Annotated in this window: 22 protein-coding genes and 1 pseudogene; 13 read left to right on the top strand and 10 right to left on the bottom strand. The window is 74.0% G+C overall.

Annotated elements, in window-relative coordinates; translation table 11 throughout:
• Positions 1–219: 219 nt before the first annotated feature.
• Positions 220–690 carry an Hsp20/alpha crystallin family protein gene (locus LWC33_RS16955; protein ID WP_233305363.1) on the top strand — a complete coding sequence of 157 codons (471 nt, stop codon included), beginning with the start codon at positions 220–222 and terminating at the stop codon, positions 688–690.
• A 64-nt stretch (positions 691–754) separates the two neighbouring features.
• Positions 755–1,756: a glyceraldehyde 3-phosphate dehydrogenase NAD-binding domain-containing protein gene (locus tag LWC33_RS16950; RefSeq protein ID WP_233305362.1), complete on the top strand. Its 1,002-nt coding sequence runs from the start codon at positions 755–757 to the stop codon at positions 1,754–1,756.
• Here the strand turns inward: LWC33_RS16950 and LWC33_RS16945 are convergent, their stop codons facing one another.
• Genes LWC33_RS16945 through LWC33_RS16930 form a run of 4 tightly spaced genes read right to left on the bottom strand, consistent with a single transcriptional unit; the run spans position 1,757 to position 4,277 of the window.
• Complete coding sequence (locus LWC33_RS16945) at positions 1,757–2,461, bottom strand: CBS domain-containing protein (RefSeq protein ID WP_233305361.1); 705 nt, start codon at positions 2,459–2,461, stop codon at positions 1,757–1,759.
• Positions 2,458–3,444: a CBS domain-containing protein gene (locus tag LWC33_RS16940; protein WP_233305360.1), complete on the bottom strand. Its 987-nt coding sequence runs from the start codon at positions 3,442–3,444 to the stop codon at positions 2,458–2,460. Before LWC33_RS16940 ends, LWC33_RS16945 begins: the two co-directional genes overlap by 4 nt.
• The gene (locus tag LWC33_RS16935; RefSeq protein WP_443719748.1) at positions 3,441–4,013 is read right to left on the bottom strand and encodes an Rv1733c family protein; all 573 of its coding nucleotides are present in this window, start codon (positions 4,011–4,013) and stop codon (positions 3,441–3,443) included. Before LWC33_RS16935 ends, LWC33_RS16940 begins: the two co-directional genes overlap by 4 nt.
• 51 nt (positions 4,014–4,064) lie before the next feature.
• A complete protein-coding gene (locus LWC33_RS16930; RefSeq protein WP_233305358.1) occupies positions 4,065–4,277 on the bottom strand; it encodes a hypothetical protein in 213 nt (70 codons plus the stop codon).
• Positions 4,278–4,529: 252 nt separating this feature from the next.
• Here LWC33_RS16930 and LWC33_RS16925 point away from each other — a divergent pair, with 252 nt between their 5' ends.
• Together LWC33_RS16925 and LWC33_RS16920 are read left to right on the top strand one after the other, a co-directional pair.
• Entirely contained in the window at positions 4,530–5,342 is an 813-nt protein-coding gene (locus tag LWC33_RS16925) for a universal stress protein (protein WP_233305357.1), read from the top strand.
• 105 nt (positions 5,343–5,447) lie between these two features.
• Positions 5,448–6,122 (top strand): CBS domain-containing protein, encoded by a 675-nt coding sequence (locus tag LWC33_RS16920; protein ID WP_233305356.1) that lies wholly within the window; start codon positions 5,448–5,450, stop codon positions 6,120–6,122.
• Between the two features lie 23 nt (positions 6,123–6,145).
• On the opposite strand, the gene LWC33_RS16915 is transcribed toward LWC33_RS16920, so the two are convergent.
• Positions 6,146–8,623: a glycoside hydrolase family 65 protein gene (locus tag LWC33_RS16915; protein ID WP_233305355.1), complete on the bottom strand. Its 2,478-nt coding sequence runs from the start codon at positions 8,621–8,623 to the stop codon at positions 6,146–6,148.
• The gene (locus tag LWC33_RS16910; RefSeq protein WP_233305354.1) at positions 8,620–9,834 is read right to left on the bottom strand and encodes a site-2 protease family protein; all 1,215 of its coding nucleotides are present in this window, start codon (positions 9,832–9,834) and stop codon (positions 8,620–8,622) included. Before LWC33_RS16910 ends, LWC33_RS16915 begins: the two co-directional genes overlap by 4 nt.
• 321 nt (positions 9,835–10,155) lie before the next feature.
• Here LWC33_RS16910 and LWC33_RS16905 point away from each other — a divergent pair, with 321 nt between their 5' ends.
• Both LWC33_RS16905 and LWC33_RS16900 read left to right on the top strand, forming a co-directional pair.
• On the top strand, positions 10,156–10,344 hold the full coding sequence (locus tag LWC33_RS16905; protein WP_233305353.1) for a PhoU domain-containing protein: 189 nt from the start codon (positions 10,156–10,158) through the stop codon (positions 10,342–10,344).
• A gap of 149 nt (positions 10,345–10,493) precedes the next feature.
• The gene (locus LWC33_RS16900; RefSeq protein WP_233305352.1) at positions 10,494–10,760 is read left to right on the top strand and encodes a phosphopantetheine-binding protein; all 267 of its coding nucleotides are present in this window, start codon (positions 10,494–10,496) and stop codon (positions 10,758–10,760) included.
• Between the two features lie 96 nt (positions 10,761–10,856).
• On the opposite strand, the gene LWC33_RS16895 is transcribed toward LWC33_RS16900, so the two are convergent.
• Positions 10,857–11,843 carry a universal stress protein gene (locus LWC33_RS16895; protein WP_233305351.1) on the bottom strand — a complete coding sequence of 329 codons (987 nt, stop codon included), beginning with the start codon at positions 11,841–11,843 and terminating at the stop codon, positions 10,857–10,859.
• A 258-nt stretch (positions 11,844–12,101) separates the two neighbouring features.
• Here LWC33_RS16895 and LWC33_RS16890 point away from each other — a divergent pair, with 258 nt between their 5' ends.
• The 7 genes and pseudogenes from LWC33_RS16890 (at position 12,102) to LWC33_RS36075 (ending at position 18,766) form a co-directional block, all read left to right on the top strand.
• Positions 12,102–12,476, top strand: a complete 375-nt coding sequence (locus LWC33_RS16890; protein WP_308190956.1) for a carboxymuconolactone decarboxylase family protein — start codon at positions 12,102–12,104, stop codon at positions 12,474–12,476.
• Between the two features lie 146 nt (positions 12,477–12,622).
• Complete coding sequence (locus LWC33_RS16885; protein ID WP_233305349.1) at positions 12,623–13,231, top strand: CBS domain-containing protein; 609 nt, start codon at positions 12,623–12,625, stop codon at positions 13,229–13,231.
• A gap of 199 nt (positions 13,232–13,430) precedes the next feature.
• Positions 13,431–15,212 (top strand): acetate--CoA ligase, encoded by a 1,782-nt coding sequence (gene acsA, locus LWC33_RS16880; protein WP_233305348.1) that lies wholly within the window; start codon positions 13,431–13,433, stop codon positions 15,210–15,212.
• Positions 15,209–16,186 carry a pyruvate dehydrogenase (acetyl-transferring) E1 component subunit alpha gene (gene pdhA / locus LWC33_RS16875; protein ID WP_233305347.1) on the top strand — a complete coding sequence of 326 codons (978 nt, stop codon included), beginning with the start codon at positions 15,209–15,211 and terminating at the stop codon, positions 16,184–16,186. The genes acsA and pdhA overlap by 4 nt, the downstream gene beginning before the upstream one ends.
• The gene (locus LWC33_RS16870; protein WP_372476618.1) at positions 16,183–17,175 is read left to right on the top strand and encodes an alpha-ketoacid dehydrogenase subunit beta; all 993 of its coding nucleotides are present in this window, start codon (positions 16,183–16,185) and stop codon (positions 17,173–17,175) included. The genes pdhA and LWC33_RS16870 overlap by 4 nt, the downstream gene beginning before the upstream one ends.
• A 1-nt stretch (position 17,176) precedes the next feature.
• Positions 17,177–17,854 (top strand): annotated as a pseudogene (locus tag LWC33_RS36080) (biotin/lipoyl-containing protein); the annotation flags it as partial.
• A gap of 69 nt (positions 17,855–17,923) precedes the next feature.
• Positions 17,924–18,766: a 2-oxo acid dehydrogenase subunit E2 gene (locus tag LWC33_RS36075; RefSeq protein ID WP_233305429.1), complete on the top strand. Its 843-nt coding sequence runs from the start codon at positions 17,924–17,926 to the stop codon at positions 18,764–18,766.
• Positions 18,767–18,808: 42 nt separating this feature from the next.
• Here the strand turns inward: LWC33_RS36075 and LWC33_RS16855 are convergent, their stop codons facing one another.
• The 3 genes from LWC33_RS16855 to LWC33_RS16845 all read right to left on the bottom strand — a co-directional run bounded on the left by LWC33_RS16855 (position 18,809) and on the right by LWC33_RS16845 (position 20,408).
• Entirely contained in the window at positions 18,809–19,072 is a 264-nt protein-coding gene (locus LWC33_RS16855; RefSeq protein WP_233305346.1) for a DUF1876 domain-containing protein, read from the bottom strand.
• A gap of 111 nt (positions 19,073–19,183) precedes the next feature.
• A complete protein-coding gene (locus tag LWC33_RS16850; RefSeq protein WP_233305345.1) occupies positions 19,184–19,858 on the bottom strand; it encodes a chemotaxis protein CheB in 675 nt (224 codons plus the stop codon).
• 55 nt (positions 19,859–19,913) lie between these two features.
• Positions 19,914–20,408 (bottom strand): YdhR family protein, encoded by a 495-nt coding sequence (locus LWC33_RS16845; RefSeq protein WP_233305344.1) that lies wholly within the window; start codon positions 20,406–20,408, stop codon positions 19,914–19,916.
• Positions 20,409–20,599: the final 191 nt, after the last annotated feature.

Genomic DNA, 20,599 nt, shown 5'->3' with positions numbered 1-20,599 from the left:
GAGGACCGGGATCCGACGACAGGGCTTCGTCCTGAGTCGGGCACCGGCCGGCCTCCCGCGTCCTCGATCCTCACCGTCACACGGCCTCTCCGGACGGTGACGTCCGGCGGGTCCGTCGCGGGGCGGACGGCCCTGAGCACCGGCGAGACGGAAGCGGAGTGTCGACGGTGTCCCGCCGGACAGGACGCGCCCGGGGGACCCACGAGGAGAGGATCTTCCATGAGCATGATCTCGCGCCGAGACAAGGGCGCCGACGTCACGTCGTTCACCCGCATGGACCGTCTGTTCGACGAGTGGTTCCGCGCGCTGCCCATGCGCCGGCCCTTCGGGCTGGACTGGCCGGCCGGCGAGGAGCTGATCCGGGTCGACGAGTACCGCGACGGTGACACCCAGGTGATCAAGGCCGACCTGCCGGGCATCGACCCGGCGAAGGACGTCGAGATCACCGCAGCCGACGGCATGCTGCGTATCAGGGCCGAGCGGCGCATCGAGCAGGACCGTGAGGACAAGGGCTACACCCGCCACGAGATCCGCTACGGCTCGATGATGCGCACGCTCCCGCTGCCCGAGAACGTGAGCGAGGGCGACATCACGGCCAGCTACAAGGACGGGATGCTCGAGATCCGTATCCCGATGCCACCCGTGCCGGAGGCCAAGAAGCCGACCAGCATCCCGGTCAGCAGCTCCTGAACCCTGCGTTGTGTGCCGCGCCGATCCGGGCGCGGCACGCCGTTCCGGCACGAGAGGAGCCGCCATGCGCGTCCGCGTGGGCGTCGACGGCGCGGGACGGTTCGGCCGGCAGCTGCTCCGCACGATCGCCGACCGGCACGAGCCCGACTTCGAGGTCGTCGCCCTGCGTGACGCCGCACCGGCCGCCGACATCGGTCGCCGCCTCCTGCACGACTCCACGCACGGGCGCTGGGATCATCGGGTCGAGATCGCCGACGAGCACCTGGGTGTGGACGACCACACGATCCGTGTCCTCCACGAGGACCATCCGCACTGGGCCGGCGCCGACGTGGAGATCGTCGTCCGCACCGGGGACACCTGCGCGGGCGCGCCGACCCCCGCCGATGCCGGGTTCCCGCACGGTGTGCGGGCGGTCCTTGTCGCCGGCGGGGCGGACGCGGCAGCGGAGGTCACCGTCGTGCCCGGTCTCAACGAGGACGTCTACGACGCTCCGCGGCACCGGGTGGTCTCGGCGTCGTCGGCCGAGGCCGCCTGTGCGGCGGCTCTCCTCGCCCCGCTGCATCGTGGGCTCGGCGTGGTCGAGGCGCTGGTCACCACGGTGGGGGGCCGCACCGCGCCCATCACGGATCCCACCGACCCCCATCTCGTCCGGGACGCCGCGGTGAACATCGTCCCCACCGCGGACCGGGTGGGCGCGGACATCGGCGCACTGCTGCCGGAGCTACGGGAGCGGATCGACGGGCTGGCGTTGCGGGTGCCCACCGTGGACGCCGCCCTCGTCGACGTGACCGCTCGGCTCAGCGCCCCCGCCACACCGGGTCAGGTCCGCCGTTGCCTGACCACCGCGTCGGAGGGTGCGCTGAAGGCCCTGCTGGACTGCACGCGCGAGCCACTGGTCTCGCGCGATGTGGTGGGCGAGACGGCCTCCTGTCTCGCCGACCTCGGTCTGATCCGCACGCGCGGGGAGCTGGTCTCCGTGATCGGCTGGTACGACCCGGAAGCCGGGCACGTGCACCGCGTGGCCGACCTCCTCGGGATCATGGCGCGCACCCTTCCGGGCCGCTGACTAGAGGGACTTCACGTCGACGGTCCGCTCGTCCACGTCGTGCGTGAGCCGGTCGACCACGTCGACCACACCCTCCAGCCGACGGGTGAGGGCGACGGCCACCACGGCGTCGGCGTGCGTGGGCACTCGGCCCTTCAGCTCGACCACTCCGCCCGACGCCGTCACGTCCACCCGCCCCGGGTCGATCAGCAGTATGCGGCCGAGGACCTCCTCGCGGACCTCGCGGATCATGTCGTCGTCCGGCCGCTCGAACACCTCCAGCAGGTCCGAGCGCCCGAGCACGCCGCAAAGGCGTACGAGCCTGCCCTCCAGATTCCCCGTGGGTCCGTCGACCACCGGGAGCCATCCCAACCGGTGCTCTGCCATGACACGCGCCGCCTCGGCCACGCCCGCATCGGGCGCGACGGCGACGACATCGGTCGTCATCAGGTCCCGGGCTCGGGTGTGGGGATGGATCTCCGATCGCTGCCGCCAGCGCCGGCGCCGGTGGTACACGGGTGGCTCCACGTCGTCGTGCTCGACGAGGCGCAGGACGTCGGCCTCGGACACGACCCCGAGCAGGTGTTCACCGTCGACCACGGGCAAGGCACGAACTCCACGCCGGCGAAGTGCGGCGACCACCTCGGCCACCGGCGCATCCGGGCTCACCGCTTCGACATCGGTCGTCATGACGTCCGCGACGAGGGTCCGGCGCATCGGCGTCATCGGGCCACCCCCACGGCTTCCGCGCGGTCTCCGCGTCGCGGAGCATGGTCGCGCCCACCCGGCGTCCGCACGACGGTGACCGTGCAGGGTGCGTGCAGGACACAGTGCAGGCCCACCGACCCGAGGAGCAGGCTGGCGCCCGCTCCGCGTCCGCGAGACCCGACCACGAGCAGATCGGCTCCCGCCGCTGCACCGCTGAGCACCTGGCCCGGCTCACCCGGAACCGCTCGCACCGCGACCTCGGGCGGAACGCCCCGGTACTCAGCTCGTAGTTCCTCGGTCGCCTCGGCGGCCCGGACGCGAAGCTCGTGCTCGATCTCCCTGGCCAGTCCGCGGGATGTCGGGACCTGCGGGACGCCGTACACCTCCGGCCAGGGCGCGGGCACGGTGAACGCCGAGACCACCTCGACCGGTGTCCCCCGGCGAGCCGCCTCGCGCAGCGCGAACCGGAGCGCGACGGCGGCGCCGGGCGAGCCGTCGTCGCCCACGACGATCCGGCCGCGCGGGGACTCGACACGCGGCGCCGGCCGATCCGGCAGGCCCCGCCGGCTGCGCACCTGCTCCGCGCTGTGCTCCTCGCGCGCGATCACTCTGAGCGCGTCCCTGCGGGTGACGATGCCGACCAGATCACCGTCGTCCACGATGGGCACGGACCGCACGTGCGCGGCCAGCATCAGCGACACGACGTCGGCGAGGTCGTCCTCCGGGCGCATCGACAGCGGCGTCCCGGACATGACGTCGTCGACGCTCTCGGGAGGGCGCCCTTCCGGCCATCCCTCGGGACGGAACCGGTCACGGACCAGGTCGGCCTCGGTCACGATGCCGAGCACCCGCCCTTCCGTATCGACCACCGGCGCGGCCGTGTAGCCGTGCGCAGCCAGCAGTGCTGCAGCCGGAGCGATCGGGGTTCCGGTTCGGACGGTGACGACGGGGCTGCTCATCACGTCGTCGGCCCGCAGCCCGCTCCCCGTTGCCGGGCTCATCGGGTGCTCCGCCAGCTCGGCTCGACCTCGTCCCACTCCCGCTCCCACTCGGCGGCGTGCATCCGGCCGATCCCGAGGAAGGCGAAGTGACCGAGCGCGGCGACCACGAACTCGCCGATCAGCAGGACGGCGCCTGCGGTCGCGACGGTGCAGAAGGCGACCTCGACCGTGGTCAACGGAGCAGGGACCAACCGGCCGTCGGTCGTGACCCAGGCATCGACCGGATCCCCGGCCTGCCGGGGACCGCTGACCGTGGTCCGCCCGACGTGCACGACGCCGTCGCGGTCGGTCCAGCGCACGGCGGCCGGGATGCGGTTGCCGCCTTCGGGCAGGACGGGCAGGTCCTCGGTCATGACCGCGGTGATCCGGGTGCGGTCCCGGGCCTCGGAGCTCGCCCGCTCGGACAGGCTGCTGTGCACCCCGAGTCCGACCACGACGGCGGCGCCCAGCACCAACAGGACGGCAGCGCAGACCCCCCAGGCCGTCAGGTCGGCGACCCGATCCGACCGCCGGCGGGGAAGCCTGTGGGCGCTGCGTCGCGACGGACTGGCGTGTTCATCGGCGCGCATCAGAGGTGACCTCCTCGGAGGCGACCGTCCGGACGACCGGGCCGGTGCGACTCATCGTGTCTCCCCCTCGTCATCGACCCGCACGCCCGGGACGTCGGGTAGGGCGAGCAGCGCCGCGTCGACGGGGGTATCGACATCGGCCTCGTCGCCGTACAGGGCCTCGAGGACGTGCTCCTCGTCGCCGGGTCCGTCGCCGGCCCCGAGCATGCCGTCGCCGGCCTCGGGCGCGGCCTGATCGGCCCGGACGTCCAGCAACGCGTTCATGCCGATAATGGTTCGACGCCTGCGGCATGTCCGTCAGGGCCCTAGGTCCGCCGCCCGCGCGCCGGTGGCCACCGGTCGCACGGGCCGAACGTGTCGCCCCCGGGGGGCAATCCTGCCGAAGGACCCGATGCACCGCCCGAGCCGGACGGGGACCTGGGGCTCTGGCCGACGGGGACCCGGGCCCGGACGCTCGGTGTCGTGAACGAGCCGAGCAGAATGGACGCCTCACGGGCGAGCCCCATCCCACGCTCCGTGCTCGTTCTGGACGCCGGCGGCGACGGTGTCGGCGATGCCGCCCGCACCGCGGCCCAGCAGTGGGCGGCGCGCGAGGCGTCCCGTCGCCGAGTGCCGCTGCACGTGCTCGTGCCGCGCGACGACGTGGCGGCGGCCCGGACGGTGCACCGACTCCGCGAGGCGCACCCCGGGCTGGCGGTCCACCTGCGGTCCCTGCCCGCGCCGGTCGACCGGTCCCTGACCCGGCTCACCCACGACGCCGCCCTGCTCGTCCTGCCCTTTCCGGCCACTGCGGTGGTCCTCTCCTCCGCGGGGTGCCCGACAGCCGTCGTGCCGGCCGGCGAGCCGGAACGGGGGAAGGTGATCGTCGGGGTCGCGCCCTGGACGGGGAGCGAGGTGCTCCACGCTGCGGTCGAACAGGCCCTCGGGCGTCACGCCGAACTGGTCGCCGTGCGGGCGTGGAGCAGCCGGCTGGTCGATCTCGGCCGAGTCCTCCCGGCGATGCTCACACGGTGGGACGACCGGGCGGCCCGCGCGGAACGTGAGCTCCTGGAAGCGTTGCGCCCCTGGCGGGAAGCGAGTCCCGCGCTGCGGTTGCACCCCCTCGTCGTGCACGACGACGCCGCGCCTCTGCTCACCTCGCTGTCGGGCCACGCGGAGCTGCTCGTCGTCGGTCGCTCGGGCCGCGGGGGGCTCACCCGGACCCTGGCCGGCGCGCCTGCCGCCGCGGTCGTCGCGGCAGCTCACTGTCCCGTCCTCGTGGTGCCGGGCCCCGACACCGGGGGCCGGCCGGCACGACGCAAGGACCGTACAGCACCGCTTCCGGCATGACACGACCCGGCGGCCGCTCGGCCCTCCCACCGACGACGAGGGGCCCTGCCTGCTCAGGACCGGCGCACCTGCTCGACGACACCCCGAGCGGGTGATGCTCGGTCCATGAAGACCCTGACCGTCGGCGACGTCATGACCGCGGACGTGGTCACCGCTCGCCCCGCAATGCCCCTCAAGGAGGCCGCGCGGGTGCTCCACGAACGGCGCATCAGCGCGATGCCCGTGCTCGACGAGGACGACCAGCTCGTCGGGATCGTGTCCGAGCGCGACCTTCTCCTCACCCAGGCCGCGCAGCTTCCTCGGGACACGCACTGGTGGGAGTCCCCGGTCCGCCGCGACACGCTCCGGCGCAGCGCCGGCGACACGGTCGGCCACGTCATGACGACCAAGGTCGTGACGACCCTCGCCGACGTCCCCCTCGCCCGCGCCGCCAGGTCGATGACCAGCCATGCAGTCAAGCGGTTACCGGTGCTCGACGGCGACGGTCGGCATCTCGTGGGCGTGGTCAGCCGGACCGACCTGCTCCGGGCATTCCTGCGGTCCGACGACGACATCCGCGCCGACGTACTCGGCGAGGTGCTGGTCCACCTGCTCTGGCAGGACCCGACGGCCGTGGAGGTCGACGTCGTCGACGGGGTGGTCTCCCTGTCGGGTGAGCTGGGCGAACGCAGCACCGCCGAGGCGGCCGAGCGGCTCGTACGCCGGCTCGACGGCGTGGTGGACGTGGTGTCGCACCTGACCTGGCGCGTCGACGACGGCGGCCTCACCCGCCGCCGCTGACTCGCCGAGCCGGCGTCGAAGCGTCAGCAGGACGCGATCCGAGCCGGGTCCGTCGCCGCGGACTGATCGGACACGCTGGAGAACGCGACGAACCGGTGCGCCTCGCCCGGATGCAGGAGCCGGACGTCGTCGCCGCAACCCACCCGCACGGGCGTGCCCGGCCCGGGCGCGGCGGTGACCCGGACCTCGCGGCCGCTGACGCGGACGTCGAGGGTGAGGCTGCGGTACTCCACGCCGAACTCGAGCGCCCCGAACCGCTCGGGCCAGTGCGGGTTGAACCACAGTGCGTCGGCGCGCGTCTCCAGGCCCGCGAAGCAGCGCTGCAGCAGGTCGACCGATCCGGCCATCGCCCCCAGGTGCACACCCTCGGCAGTGGTGCCGCCCTGCACGTCGGCGAGGTCGCTGCGCAGGGCCCGCTCGAAGTGGTCGAGCGCGTCCTCGCGGTGGGCGCGGGCGAGCACCCAGGCGTGGACGAGGGCGCTGAGCGTCGACCCGTGCACGGTGCGGGAGAGGTGGTGGTCGATGGTGCGCGGGATCGCGTCCGGCGGGAGTGCGTACCCCAGGCCGCGGAGCAGCTCGCGCAGCTCGTCCGCCGAGAGCAGGTAGAAGAGCATGAGGGCGTCGGCCTGCTTGGTGACCTGGTAGTCGTCGACGGAACGGCCCTCGGCCTCGAGGATCCGGTCGAGCCGTTGGAGGTCGCCGTAACGGCGCCGGTAGTCGTCCCAGTCCAGCTCGGGGAGCCGGCTCGCCCCGTGGAACTGCTCGAGGACGCCGTCGGCCCGGAAGGGTACGTACGTGCGCCGGCACAGGTCCTCCCAGTGCAGCAGCTCTGCGGGGGTCAGCCCGAGCCGCTCGACGAGCTCGGTGCGGCGGGTGCTGGGCAGTACCGCGAGGGTGTCGCGGGCCCGGTGCCACACCCACACCGCCATGACGTTGGTGTAGGCGTTGTCGTCGATGCCCGGCCGGGCCGCGCCGGGATAGCGGGTCGAGTACTCGTCGGGTCCCATCACGCCGCGGATCCGGTAGCGGTCCAGCGCGGGGTCGTGCTGGGCGAGGTCGGCGAAGAACCGGGCGACCTCCAGCACCACCTCGGCACCGTGCCCGGCGAGGAAGTCCAGGTCGCCGGTCGCCTGGTAGTACTGCCAGATGTCGTAGGCCACCGCCAGGCCGACGTGCCGCTGCAGTTCGCTGGTGTCCGGCAGCCAGCGACCGGAGCGGGGGTTCAGGTGCACCCGCTGGCTCTCCTCCCGGCCGTCGCTGCCGGACTGCCAGGGGTACATCGCCCCGCGGTGCCCCGCCCTGCGGGCGGCGTGGCGGGCGGCATCGAGCCGGCGCACCCGGTAGTGCAGCAGTGCACGCGTCAGCTGCGGCATGCGCAGGGTCAGTACCGGGAGCACGAACAGCTCGTCCCAGAACACGTGGCCGCGGTAGGCCTCGCCGTGCAGCCCTCGTGCCGGTATTCCGGCGTCGAGGTCGAGGTCGTGCGGCGAGGCGGTCTGGAGCACGTGGAAGAGCCCGAGCCGCAGGGTCCGGAGGGTCTCGGCCGTGGTGGGTCGGCCGTCGGTGAGATCGACGCGGAAGCGTCGCCACAGCTGCTCCCAGGCCAGCTCGTGGCCGGTCAGCAGGTCCTGGAACGACGGTGCGTCGGCGAGCTGCTCCACGGCCGTCAGGGCGGGATGGGAGATCGCGACGTCTCGTGAGGTGACCAGGGCGACGATCTTCTCGACGGTCAGCGCGCGACCCTCGGTGACCTCGAGGTGCACGTCGTGGAAGACCCGCTCGCGCTCGCGCACCGTCCGGCGGCGGGCCGTCGCCCCCCCGTTCCCGTCGATCCGGGTACGCGCCGCCTCGGCCACGAGCAGCTCGGACTGAGTCGTCCCGGCGACGAGCAGCAGGGTCTCCGGGTCGGCCTCGTCGATCCTCGCCACCCGCAGGTGCCGCCCGGCCATGTCCCGGTAGCGCGACACACCGGAGTTGGTGACCCGCCCGTCGAGACCGGAGCGCAGCCACAGGCGTCCCGACCAGTTCTCCGGCGTCACGACGGTCTGGAGCCCGGCGAGGTGCCGGCGCCCCATGTGGACGAACCGGCGCTGGCGCACCGCGGTGCGCCGGCCCGCGGCGTCGGTGAAGCGCAGGACCCGGTCGAGCAGCCCGTGGCGCATGTCGAGGGTGAGGCGGTGCTCCAGCAGGTGCTCGGGATCGAGGGGGTCGAGCCACTCCCCCGCCACCGCCACCTGCAGCGGCAGCCAGTTCGGGAGGTTGACCATGCTCTCGGTCTCGACGACCGTGCCGCCGGCCTCGTCGACGAGGCGGTTGAAGAACCCGGCGGCGTACGTCCCGGGGTAGTGCGGACCGCCGGCCGGGCTCTCGGGAGCCGCACCCCGCACCGCCTGGTAGCCGTTGCCGAGCGTGCACAGGGCCTCACGGCGGCCCTCGTCGACGGGGTCGAACCCCTCGAAGACCAGTGTCCAGTCGTCCCGGGCCCGTACGGGGGCGGTCACGACCGGTCCTGCGCGCCCAGCGCCTCCAGTTCCACGAGACGAGCCACGCTCGTCGTGGTGACCAGCCCCGTCACCCGGCCGTGGTCGACGACCACTCCCAGCAGGTCCGTGCCGGGAACGGGTCCCGGTCGGACCAGCCGCTCGAGCGGTGTGTCGGGGGCGACGACGCGCTGTGGCGGCAACGGCCGGCCGGCCTCCCGGACCCGGGTCGTCGCCCGCCGGTCCGCTCCGACCCGCGTGAGGTCGCGGATCGTCACCAGGCCGATCGGATCCCCGTCGAGGCCGACGACGAGCAGCGCAGCGTCGCGACACGGGCGTGCACGCAGCTCGGCCGCCAGGGTCTGGACGGTCCAGCCGGCCTGGGCGACGAAGTCCGGTGGGTGCGCGACGTCGGCGGCGGTCCGGCCGGCCAGCGCGGCGACGACCCTGCCGCCGGCCTGTTCGGTCGCCGCGGTGCCGCTGATGAACCACCCGATACCGGCGACCCACAGCCCGGACCATTCGCCGCGCCACAGCAGCATCGCGCCGAGGAGGACCAGTAGCAGGCCGAGCACGCGGCCTGCCGCGGCCGAGGCCCTGCGCGCCCGCTCACGATCACCGGTGAGTCCCCACAGCAGCCCCTGGAGCACCCGGCCACCGTCGAGCGGGGCGGCCGGTAGGAGGTTGAACACGGCGAGCAGCACATTGGCCGAACCCAGCCAGCCGAGCACGGCGGGCAGTATCGCGGGCCACCCCTCGGCGTGGCCCAGCGCGGCGAGCGCCAGGAAGCCGCCGCCGAGCACGGCCGACACGAGCGGACCGGCCAGTGCGACGACGGCGAGCGCGCGCGGCCCGCGCGGTTCCCTCGCCATCTCCGAGACCCCGCCGATGGCCCAGAGGACGACCCTCCGGACGTCGACCCCGAACCGGTGCGCCACGATCACATGCGCGAGCTCGTGCGCGGCGATGGTCGCCACGAACAGCACGCCGGCGCCGCCGGCGGCCAGCCAGATCGTCACCGGTGTGGAGCCGGGCGCGGCCGCAGGCAGCACCCCGACGGCGAGCAACCAGGACAGCCCGGCGACGACGACCAGCACCGACCAGTGCAACCCGACCGGCACCCCCGGGACCCGCCCGACCGTCAGGACTCCGGGAAGCGACTCGGGCGCGGGGCTTCGGCCCCCGGGTCCGTCGTCGGGCTCCCTGTCGGTCGAGGGTGTGCTGGCGCGCATGGCTTCTCCTTCGGCGTGGCACCGACGCTAGGAACGTCGCGGCGCGGCGATCAGGGGCGAACGTCCCCGGTCGTCGGGGCGGGCCGCACCGAAGGGCCGGGACCCCGGGCCGGCCGGCGTGGACGGACGGCAGGTCGTCGACGAGGACCGCAGCATCGACCTCACGTGGCACGAGGCCGAGGAGAAAGCCTTCGAGCTGCTGGTGCTACAGGCCCCGATCGCCACCGACCTGCGCAGCGTCGCTCTGCCATCCATACCGCCGGCGACATCGAGAGCCGCGACCTGGTCAGGGCCGCGCAGCTCGAGGCCGACGACGACGCCATGGACGACCTCCACGAGCACATGTCCCGCCAGCTGATGGACCGCAACTGGCCGCACGGCGTCGCCGCCGCGGTCGACGCGATCCTGCTCGCGCGCTTCTACGAGCGCTACGCCGATCACGCCGTGTCCATCGCCCGCCGGATCATCTACATCGTCAGCGGCCAGACGCCCGGCCCCCTGTCCATTTGAGACAAAGGGCCATCGGTTACGGCCTGAGCCGTCCGGGCCCTCCGGCCCTGCCGCGAGTTGGGGATCGCGGCGCACCGTGGCAGGACCGGGCACCCGGTCGTCCGGGCCGGACCGCGAGATCCACGCCGAGTCGTACATCGAGGTGCGCCATGACCGACCCGATCGCAGCCGCCACCCCGACAGCGGACGACGCCCGCGAGCTCGTCGTCGACGTCCTGCGCGGGATCGCGCCGGGCCCCGAGCTCGAGGCGCTCCGGCCCGACGACGATCTGCGGGAGATGCTCGGTCTGGACTCCCTGGACTTCCGGAACCTGGTCATCGGTGTCTCGCAGCGGACCGGGCGGAGGATCGAGGAGGACGACTACGACGGCCTGGCGGACATGGCAGGTTGGATCCGGCTGCTCACCGGAGCTTGATCAGGGGCCACACCCCTCGTCCCTCGTCAGGCCACGGCGGCCGCGGCCGTGCCCCTTATCCGGACGTGATCTCTTACGGCTCGCGGAGACCGCGCCTCAGCCGGCGGCGCCGGCCGCCGGCCGTGTGGGGTCCGCGACGGGGGCGGCGCCTGCGGTGGCGGACCGGCCGGGGCCGCGCCAGCGCGGTCCGACCACCGCCACGGGGCAGTGCGCCAGCAGGACGACGCGGCGTGCGACCTCACCGAGCGCAAGTCCGGCGCGCTCGTGCCGTCCACAGCCACCCACCACGAGGAGGCGCGCTCCCCGCGAGGCCTCGGCCAGCACGGCCTCGGGCCGGTCCCGCGCGATGGTGTGTCGGACCTCCACCTCGGGAAACGCGCCGACCCACGGCGCCACCCGCTCGTCCAGCGCGACGCGGACGTCCGGGGCGAAGGCGGCGAAGTCCACGGTCGGCTCGAGGTAGGGATCGAGCGGGGTGTCGCTCCAGGCGTGCACGATCTCCAGCGGGACCGCGCGGTCGCGGGCCTCTCGCAGCGCGACCCGCAACGCGGCGTCGCCGCCCGCCGACCCGTCGACCCCGACGACGACCGGGCTGTCAGCCCGCGCATCACCGGCGTGCTCCACGAAGACCAGCGGGCAGCTGCTGCGGGCGGCGAGCGCGAGGGCGAGCAGCGATCCGGACCACCCGCCGACCGGACCGCCGACGACCACCAGATCCGCCTCGTCCGAGGCCCTGCCGAGCACCTCCGAAGGGGCACCCTCGAGCACCTGCCGGACGATCCGCGCTCCGGGTACCAGGAACGCGGCGTGCTCGGCCGCCCGGTCGACGTGCCGGCGGGCCGCGCGACGGAGCAGCGAGCGGCTGCGCCGTGCGGCGTCGGACGCCTCGGGATGGTCGGTGGCGTCCGCCTGCCACTCGACGACCTCGATCAGACGCAACACCGCGCCCCGTCGATCCGCCTCCCGGGCCGCCCAGGTGGCGGCGTCGATCGCCATGCGCGAGCCGTCGATGCCCACGACCACCGCCGGCGCCGGAGCCAGCGCGGGGTCCCGCGGTGAATCCCGGCGTGTTCCCTCCATCATGATCGCCTCCGTCCGTCTGATCCGAGGATCCGACCCACGGCCATCCCGCCGCCGCGGAGCATCGGCCCGTCGTGAGGGGACCTTCGGCCTCGGCACGGCGGGCCCGCAGGCGATCCGGGTGGAGGGGGCCGGTCGGCGCCCGGACACCGTGCGTCCGGCAGGGGCCGGGCGGCGTGCCGACCGCGAGACTCGACCTGCCGGAGGCAGCACGTCGAGGAGCGGAGGTCGAGGATGGGACATCACGAGCACGGGGCGACGGTGCGGGACGAGGTCCGCGATCTCGGTCGGCAGCTGCGCCGGGCGATCCCGGCGGTCTACCGCGGCTACGCCGCACTCCACGACGCCGCGCTGCGCGACGGCGCCTTGGACGGCCGGACCAAGGAGCTCATCGCGCTCGCGATCGCGGTGACGCGTGAGTGCGACGGCTGTATCGCGGCGCACGCGCAAGGCGCATCCGGACAGGGCGCGAGCGAAGCCCAAGTGGCCGAGGCGATCGGCGTCGCGATCCTGATGAACGGCGGCCCCGCCACCGTCTACGGCCCGCGCGCCTTCGACGCCTTCCGCGAGTTCGCCGCCGCGGCCTCGGACAGCGGACAGGACCGCGCCGCAGCCGATCTCACCACGCATCCTTAGCACGCCGAACGCGTTCCGGGCGTTGGCCCGTGGCGGGTCGGGCCGGGCGGCCCTGCCCGGGACGGTCGACACCGCCGTACAACGGGCAGCAGTGTCGACGCGAGGACGACGGAACCGTACGTCGTCCGCTCGGGAAGGACCGTGCCGTGCTCACCCGTGACGTGATGACCCGCGACGTCGTGACCGTTCGACCGCAGGCGACGGTCCGCGAGGTGGCCCGTCTCCTGGCCGCCCGCGGTTTCACCGCGCTACCGGTCGTCGACGAGCACAACGAGCTGCTCGGGATCGTGACCGAGGCGGACCTGCTCGCCGGGCGTCTGCGGCACGACGCCCGTTCTCCCCTGTTGGCGGCCGAGCTCTCGACCGGCCCCCCGGCTGCGCTGATCGGCGAGGTGATGACCACCGAGGTCGTCACCGCCCTCCCGTGGACCGACGCCGCCGACCTCGTCGAGGACATGACCACCCGCGGCATCCGCTCGGTCCCCGTCGTCGAGCCGGGGCGGGGGCTGGTCGGGATCGTCAGCCGCCGCGACGTCCTCGGGGCCGTCGGGCGCCCGGACGACCGGATCGAGCACGCCGTGCGGCGCGGACTGCGCAATTACGCCGGCCGGGACCGATGGGGTGTGTCGGTGCGCGACGGCGTGGTGACACTCGCGGAAGACGACGGCGATCCGACTGAGCGCCACATCGCCATGGTGATCGCGCAGAACGTGGCGGGAGTGGTCGACGTGCGGGTGGTTCCGGCCGGCGAATGAGCCGGTCCTCGCGGCCTTGCTGCCGGGCCGCACCGGCTGCGCCAACCTCTCGGATCTGCTCACCGAGTACGGGGCCTGCGCCGCGCTCGCCTATCCCATCGGCTACGCCGACCCGCCCGGTCCATCGGGGACGGAGGTCCCCGCGACGCGAGGTCCCGGGCCCCTGCCAGGTCCGCACGGCCCTGGCCAGCCTTGTTGCATGTCCTACGCCACGATCGGCAAGCCGGACCACGTGCGGCGCGCCGCGGTCATGGGTGACTACGCCCGTGCCCGGCGTGAGTTCAGCTGGACGCACGCCCGGCTGGAGCTGTCGGGGCTACCGGGCGGCGCAGGCCTGAACATCGCTCACGAGGCCGTCGACCGGCACGCCGCGCACCCTGCTCGTCGCAACCGGACCGCCGTGCGGTTCCTCGACCGCGACGGCTCGGTCCACGACCTGAACTACGGCGAGCTCGCCGGCCGCAGCAGCCGGTTCGCGAACCTCCTCGGCACGCTCGGCGTCGGGCCCGGTGAGCGGGTCTTCACACTGCTCGGCCCCCGGCCGGAGCTCTACATCGCCGCGATCGGCACCCTGAAGGCGCGGGCGGTGCTGGCACCGCTGTTCTCCGCCTTCGGCCCGGAACCGGTGCGCCGACGGCTGGAGCTGGGCGAGGCTGCGGTGCTGGTCACGACCCCGGCGCTGTACCGCCGGACCGTCGCCCCGATCCGCGACAGCCTGCCGCGCCTACGCCACGTGCTGCTCGTCGGGCCGACCGGCGGCGACGGCTGCTCGCTCGACGCCCTGCTCGACGCGGCGGCCCCGGACCACGTCATCGGCCCCACCGATCCGCAGGACCCGGCGTTGCTGCACTTCACCAGTGGCACGACCGGCACACCGAAGGGCGCTCTGCACGTGCACGAGGCGGTGGTCGCGCACCATGCCACCGCCCGGGCGGCCCTCGACCTGCGCGCCGAGGACGTCTACTGGTGCACGGCCGATCCCGGCTGGGTCACGGGGACCTCGTACGGGATCGTCGCACCGCTCGTGGGCGGGGCGACCCTCGTCGCCGACGCCCGCGAGTTCGACGTGCGGCGCTGGTACCGCGTCCTCGAGGAACAGCGGGTAACGGTCTGGTACACCGCGCCGACCGCGCTACGCATGTTCATGGCCGCCGGGCCGGAGGAGGCGGCGCGACACGACCTGTGGGCGCTGCGGCTGATCGCGAGTGTCGGCGAACCGCTGAACGGTGAGGTCGTCGCCTGGGCGGACACGGTGCTCGGCCGGCCGGTCCATGACACCTGGTGGCAGACCGAGACCGGCGCGATCATGATCGCGAACTTCGCCGCCTCGGACATCCGACCCGGCTCGATGGGGCGTCCGGTGCCGGGGATCGGCGCCGGGCTGCTGGAGCAGGGCGCGGACGGGCGGGCTCTGGTGGCACCGGACGGCCGGGTCAAGGTGCTGCACGGCGAAGCGGAGGGCGAGCTCGCCCTCCGGACAGGATGGCCCTCGATGTTCCGCGGCTATCTGGGCGCTCCGGAGCGCTACGCCGCGTGCTTCGCCGACGGCTGGTACCTCACCGGCGACATCGCCCGCCGCGACCGGGACGGCTGGTACTGGTTCGTCGGCCGGGCCGACGACGTCATCAAGTCCGCGGGCCACCTCGTCGGCCCCTTCGAGGTCGAGAGCACGCTCGTGCGGCACCCGGCGGTCGCCGAGGCCGGCGTCATCGGCGTGCCGGACGCGACAGCAGGCGAGCTGGTCAAGGCCTTCGTCACGCTGCGCGCAGGGACGGACCCGTCCGAGGAGCTGCGCCGCGAGCTGCTCGCCTTCGCCCGCCGCGAGCTCGGCGCGGTGGCCCCGAAGTCGATCGAGTTCTCCCCGGCGCTCCCCCACACCCGCAGTGGCAAGGTCATGCGCCGGCTGCTCCGGGCCCGGGAGCTCGGGCTGCCCGAGGGGGATCTCTCCACGCTGGAGAACGCCGAGGCGGTCCCACGATGAGCGGCCGCGCCGACGCCCTCGAGCTGTTGTCCACGATGCTGCGGATCAGGCGATTCGAGGAACGGTGCGTCGAGCTCTACAGCGCGGGCGCCATCCGTGGCTTCCTGCACCTGTGCGTCGGCGAGGAGGCGGTCGCCGCCGGCGTGCTCTCGGCGCTGGCCCCCGACGACGCCGTCGTCTCCACCTACCGCGAGCACGGGCACGCACTGGCGCGGGGCATGCCGATGGAGTCGCTGCTCGCCGAGATGTTCGGCCGCGCGACCGGGTGCAGCCGCGGCCGGGGCGGCTCGATGCACCTGTTCGACGCGGGCCGGCGGTTCTACGGCGGCAACGCGATCGTCGCGGGTGGCATCCCGGTCGCCGTGGGCCTGGCCCTCGCCGATCGGCTGCGGGCCCGTCCTCGGGTCACCGCCTGCCTGTTCGGCGACGGTGCGGTGGCGGAGGGCGAGTTCCACGAGTCGCTGAACCTCGCCGCCCTGTGGCACCTGCCCGTGGTCTTCTGCTGCGAGAACAACCGGTACGCGATGGGCACGGCGCTCGCCCGCAGCCACGCCGAGACCGATCTCGCGCTTCGGGCAGGGTCGTACGGGGTGCGGTCGTGGGCCGTCGACGGCATGGACGCCGTGGCGGTGCACGAGGCGACCGCGCTCGCGGTCGACACCGCCCGCGCAGGCGGTGGGCCCTGCTTCCTGGAGCTGCGCACCTACCGCTTCCGGGCCCACTCGATGTACGACGCCGACCGCTACCGGGACCGGGCGGAGATCGAGGCCTGGCGTGCACGCGATCCCGTCGAGGTGCTGGCCGGGTCCCTCACCGCCGACGGCCTCCTCGACGAGGCGGCCCGCAAGGAGCTCGAGGAGGCGGTCGGCCGGGAGATCGACGAGGCGGTGTGCGCGGCGGAGGCCGCTCCGCTCGAGCCGGTCGAGGACCTCACCCGCTTCGTGACCACGATCTATCCGGAGGTCGGCACGTGAACCTGACCGCCGAGCCCCGCACCCTCACCTTCCGTGAGGCCCTCCGGGAAGGCTTGCGTGAGGCGTTGGCGGGTGACGAGCGGGTCTTCCTGATGGGCGAGGACGTCGGCCGCTACGGCGGCTGCTTCGCCGTCAGTCAGGGCCTGCTCGAGGAATTCGGCGAGGAGCGAGTCCGGGACACCCCGCTCTCCGAGTCGGCCTTCGTCGGTGCCGGGATCGGCGCCGCCCTCGGCGGCACGCTCCCGATCGTCGAGATCATGACGGTCAACTTCGCCATGTTGGCGCTCGACCAGATCGTCAACAACGCCGCGACCTTGCGGCACATGTCAGGTGGGCAGCTCAACGTGCCGCTCGTCGTCCGCATCCCCACCGGGCCGGGACGCCAGCTCGCCGCTCAGCACTCGCACACCCTGGAGGGGTGGTTCGCGCACGTCCCGGGCCTGCGGGTGATGGCTCCCGCGACCCTCGAGGACGCCCGGGGCATGCTCGCCGCCGCGCTCGCCGACCCCGATCCGGTGCTCGTCTTCGAGCAGATCGGGCTTTACGGGGTGCGCGGGGAATTGGCCGCTCCCGCGGGTCCGGTCGGCCTCGACCGGGCGGCGGTCCGGCGGCCCGGATCCGACGTCACGGTGGTGGCCTACGGCGGCACGCTCGCGCCGGCCCTGGAGGCCGCCGCCGAGCTGGCGTCGGGCGGGGTGTCCGCCGAAGTCGTGGATCTGCGCACACTGCGCCCCCTCGACACGGCGACCGTGATCGGGTCGGTCGCCCGCACCCACCGGCTCGTCGTGGTGGACAACGCCTGGCGCACCGGAGGCCCCGGGGCCGAGGTCGTCGCACGGGTGGCGGAGGAGGCGCTCGACGAGCTCGACGCGCCGGTCGAGCGGATCGGCGCGGTCGAGGTGCCGATCCCCTACGCACGGCAGCTCGAGGAGGCGGCGCTGCCCTCGGTGGGACGCGTCGTCGAGGCGGCCCGCCGGGCGGTCGGCTGACATGAACGAGTTCACGATGCCGGCCCTCGGGGCCGACATGACCGAGGGCACGGTCGTGGAATGGCTGGTGTCCCCCGGCGACGACGTCCACCGCGGAGACGTGATCGCGGTCGTCGACACCGACAAGGCGGTGATCGACGTCGAGTGCTTCGAATCGGGTGTGGTGCAACGGCTTCTGGTCGATGTCGGACGGAAGGTCCCGGTGGGCACGCCACTCGCCGTGATCGAGTCCGAGACCCCGGCCCGGCGGCCCGGCCCGGAGCCGGTGCCGCCGCCTACGCCCCGGCCGCCTTCGCCGCCTGGTCCTGAGCCGCCCCCGGTGCCACCGGTGCCGCCACCCGAGCCCGGGCCACCGGTGCCGCCGCCCGAGCCCGGACCGCCCGAGCCTGGACCACCCGTGCCTCCGCCGCCGGCGCCGCCGCCCGGACCTCCGCCGCCGCATCCCCCGCCGGAGCCGGTGCCGCCGCCCGAGCCCGGACCGCCACCCGAACCCGGGCCGCCCGTGCCCCCGCCCGAACCCGGTCCGCCACCGGAGCCCGGTCCCACGCCGGGGCCCGGGCCGTCGCCGCTCGCGCCACGCGAGCCGCGGGTCGCGTCCCCGCTGGTCCGTCTGCACGCCCACGAGGCCGGGGTCGACCTGCGTACCGTGCCCGGCACGGGGCCTGGCGGCACAATCACGAAGGCTGACCTCGATCGCGTCCTCTATCCCGAGGCGCAGCCGCGGCGCGTCCCGCCGCACCGTCAAAGGGTGACCCCGTACGCGCGGCGCCTCGCCGTCGAGCGCGGGCTGAACCTCGAAGCGGTCCGCGGCTCCGGGCCGCACGGGCTCGTCCGAGCCCGTGATCTGCCGGCGTTGACCGCGGACGCCCCCGGCTCGCGCTCCGTCCCGGACCCGCGCCGTGTGACGGCGGCCCTGATGGCACGGTCGAAGCGCGAGATCCCGCACTACTACCTCAGCACTCAGGCGGACCTGACCGCGGCGCTGGAGTGCCTCCGCGCCCACAACCGGAGCATCCCGATGCCGGACCGGGTGCTGCCGGCGGCGTTGCTCCTGCGCGCGGTCGCGCTGGGCCTGCGCGCGGTCCCGGAGCTCAACGGGCACTGGGTCGAGGACGCCTTTCGCCCGTCCGAGCGCGTCCATCTGGGCGTCGCCGTCTCGCTGCGGGGCGGAGGGCTCGCCGTGCCGGTGCTGCGCGACGCCGACACCCTGGCTCTCGACGCGCTCATGCGAGCCCTCGCCGAGGCGGGAGCACGCGCCCGGAACGGGCACCTTCGCTCGTCCGAGGTCGGCGGGGCCACGGCAACCGTCACCAACCTCGGTGATCTCGGCGTCGACAGCGTCGTCGGCGTCATCTACCCGCCGCAGGTGGCGTTGGTCGGCGTCGGTGCGGTACGGACCCGGCCGTGGGTCGTCGACGACGCCGTTGTCCCCCGCCCGATCGTGGACCTCACGCTCGCGGCGGATCACCGGGCGAGCGACGGAGCCACGGGTGGACGGCTCCTGCGCGAGACCGTCCGGCTACTGGGGCGTCCCGAGCTTCTCGTTCCTCCGGCGGAGCCACGAGGACCGGGCGGTGGGCCCGGACGATGACGCGGTGCGACCGCAGCGACGGATGCCGCTCGCGGTGGCCCGTCAGCCGTGCCGGACCTTCTCGTTCGCCCGCTCGAGGTCGCTCGCAGTGACGTCGAGCAGCCGGTGGGCGAGCTCCGACAACGCGCGCGCGGCCGCGAGCTCGTCGCCGATCTCGGGCACGTCGCGATCGGCGGGGTTCAACCGGGCCAGCCCGGTCCCCACCACGCGGTCGCTGTCACGCGTGTGCAACCGCGCCACCGCGCGCGTCCTGCCCTCGTACTCGTCGATGTCGATCGACACGGTCCAGCGCTTCGCCTCGTGCACGGTGTCCTCCCGGTAGTCGTCTGGTCCTCGTGCGACCTTCCACCTGTCGCGGCGAAGGCAGGAGGGCCGTCGTGCCCGCCGCACGGAGGCCCATGAGCCCCTCCGCCGAACTCAGCCACCGCCACGACCGACCGGACCGGTGACCGGTCCGGCGGTCGTCGGCGGGCTGTCACCGTGGCCGAGCGAGGCGACGAGGGCCGCGGCGATGTCGTCGACCGGGAGAACCCGGTCGACGGCGTCGTCGCGCGCGATCGCCGCTGCGGGCATGGCGAAGTGGGCGGACGAGGCCTCGTCGGCCGCCAGCACGGTACCGCCGAAGTCGTGAACGGCCACCGCGCCCGTGGCCCCGTCCCGACCACCCCCGGAGAGGATGACCGCGGTGGTCCGCGGACCCGCCGTGACCGCCAACGAGGTCAGTAGGAGGTCGGCCGAGGGCCGGTAGGGAGGCGGTCCGTCGGTCGAGATCAGGGCGAGTGTCCCGGCGGTCGTCGCGAGCGCGTGCCGGCCGGGCGGGACGACGTAGACGTGGCCTTCCCTGAGCTGCTCCCCGTGATGCACGTCGTGGACCGGCAAGCGGCACCGCCGCGCGAGGATCGGGGCGAGCAGACTCCCCTGCTCCGGCCGTTGGTGTTGCACGACGACGACCGCGGCGGGCAGGTCCGCGGGAAGGGGCTGCAGTACGCGGGAGAGCGCGTCGAGCCCTCCGGCGGAGCAGGCCAGCACGACGATCCGCCGCGGACTCCCTACCGGCGTCCGAAAGGTGCCGGATCCAGCTGTCACGGTCATCGTCACTCCCCGGATTCCGGGCCGACATCGGGATCAGCCGTCGATTTCCTGTTCGTCACGAGGCGGCTCTCCGATCGGCACGCGCGTTGGCCGGGAGGGGCCGGCCACCGTCGACGTATCCCGTCCGGTCCACGCCCTCGACCACCGTGTGGGCGATCGAGCCACGCATCGCGACGAGGCCCAGCACGCGGGCCAGTTGCGTCGCGTACCGCTCGGCGCGCTCGGCCCCGTCCCATTCGTAGAGGCCGCGGTAGACCCCGGTGCGCGGGTCGGTGAGCCAGAGCTTCGTCACGAAGCCCGGAGAACCGGCGAACAGGGGCGTGTTGATCGGGCAGGTGGACCGGAAGACGGCGTGCGCCCAACGCCTCCGGCCGATCCACCGGAGGCGGAACCGGACGACGAGCACGACCGGGTCCGCGGGGTTGCGCCCCCGGACGGCGGTCTCCCGAAACACCAACGACCGCGAGCCGTCGTCGCAACTCACCCAGTGGCCGACGAGGCCGGTCGGCGCCGTGAGGGCACCCGTGACCAGCAGGCGGGTCGTCTCCACGGCAGACCGCGCGACGGCCCGGCAGACGTCTGCCGACCGTGCTCGCTCAGTTCCCGCGGTCACCGGTCGCTCCCTCCCGGCCCGCGAGCGCGGCCCGCAGCCGTTCGTGCTCGACCAGGTCGATCTCACCCGCCGCCAGCCGCTCGTCGAGGATCCGGCGTGCCCGGCCCGGATCGCGGGCGTGGGGGGCG

The organism is Pseudonocardia terrae, assembly GCF_021343995.1.
Classification (GTDB): domain Bacteria; phylum Actinomycetota; class Actinomycetes; order Mycobacteriales; family Pseudonocardiaceae; genus Pseudonocardia; species Pseudonocardia terrae.
This window is presented reverse-complemented; position numbering and strand designations above follow the sequence as displayed.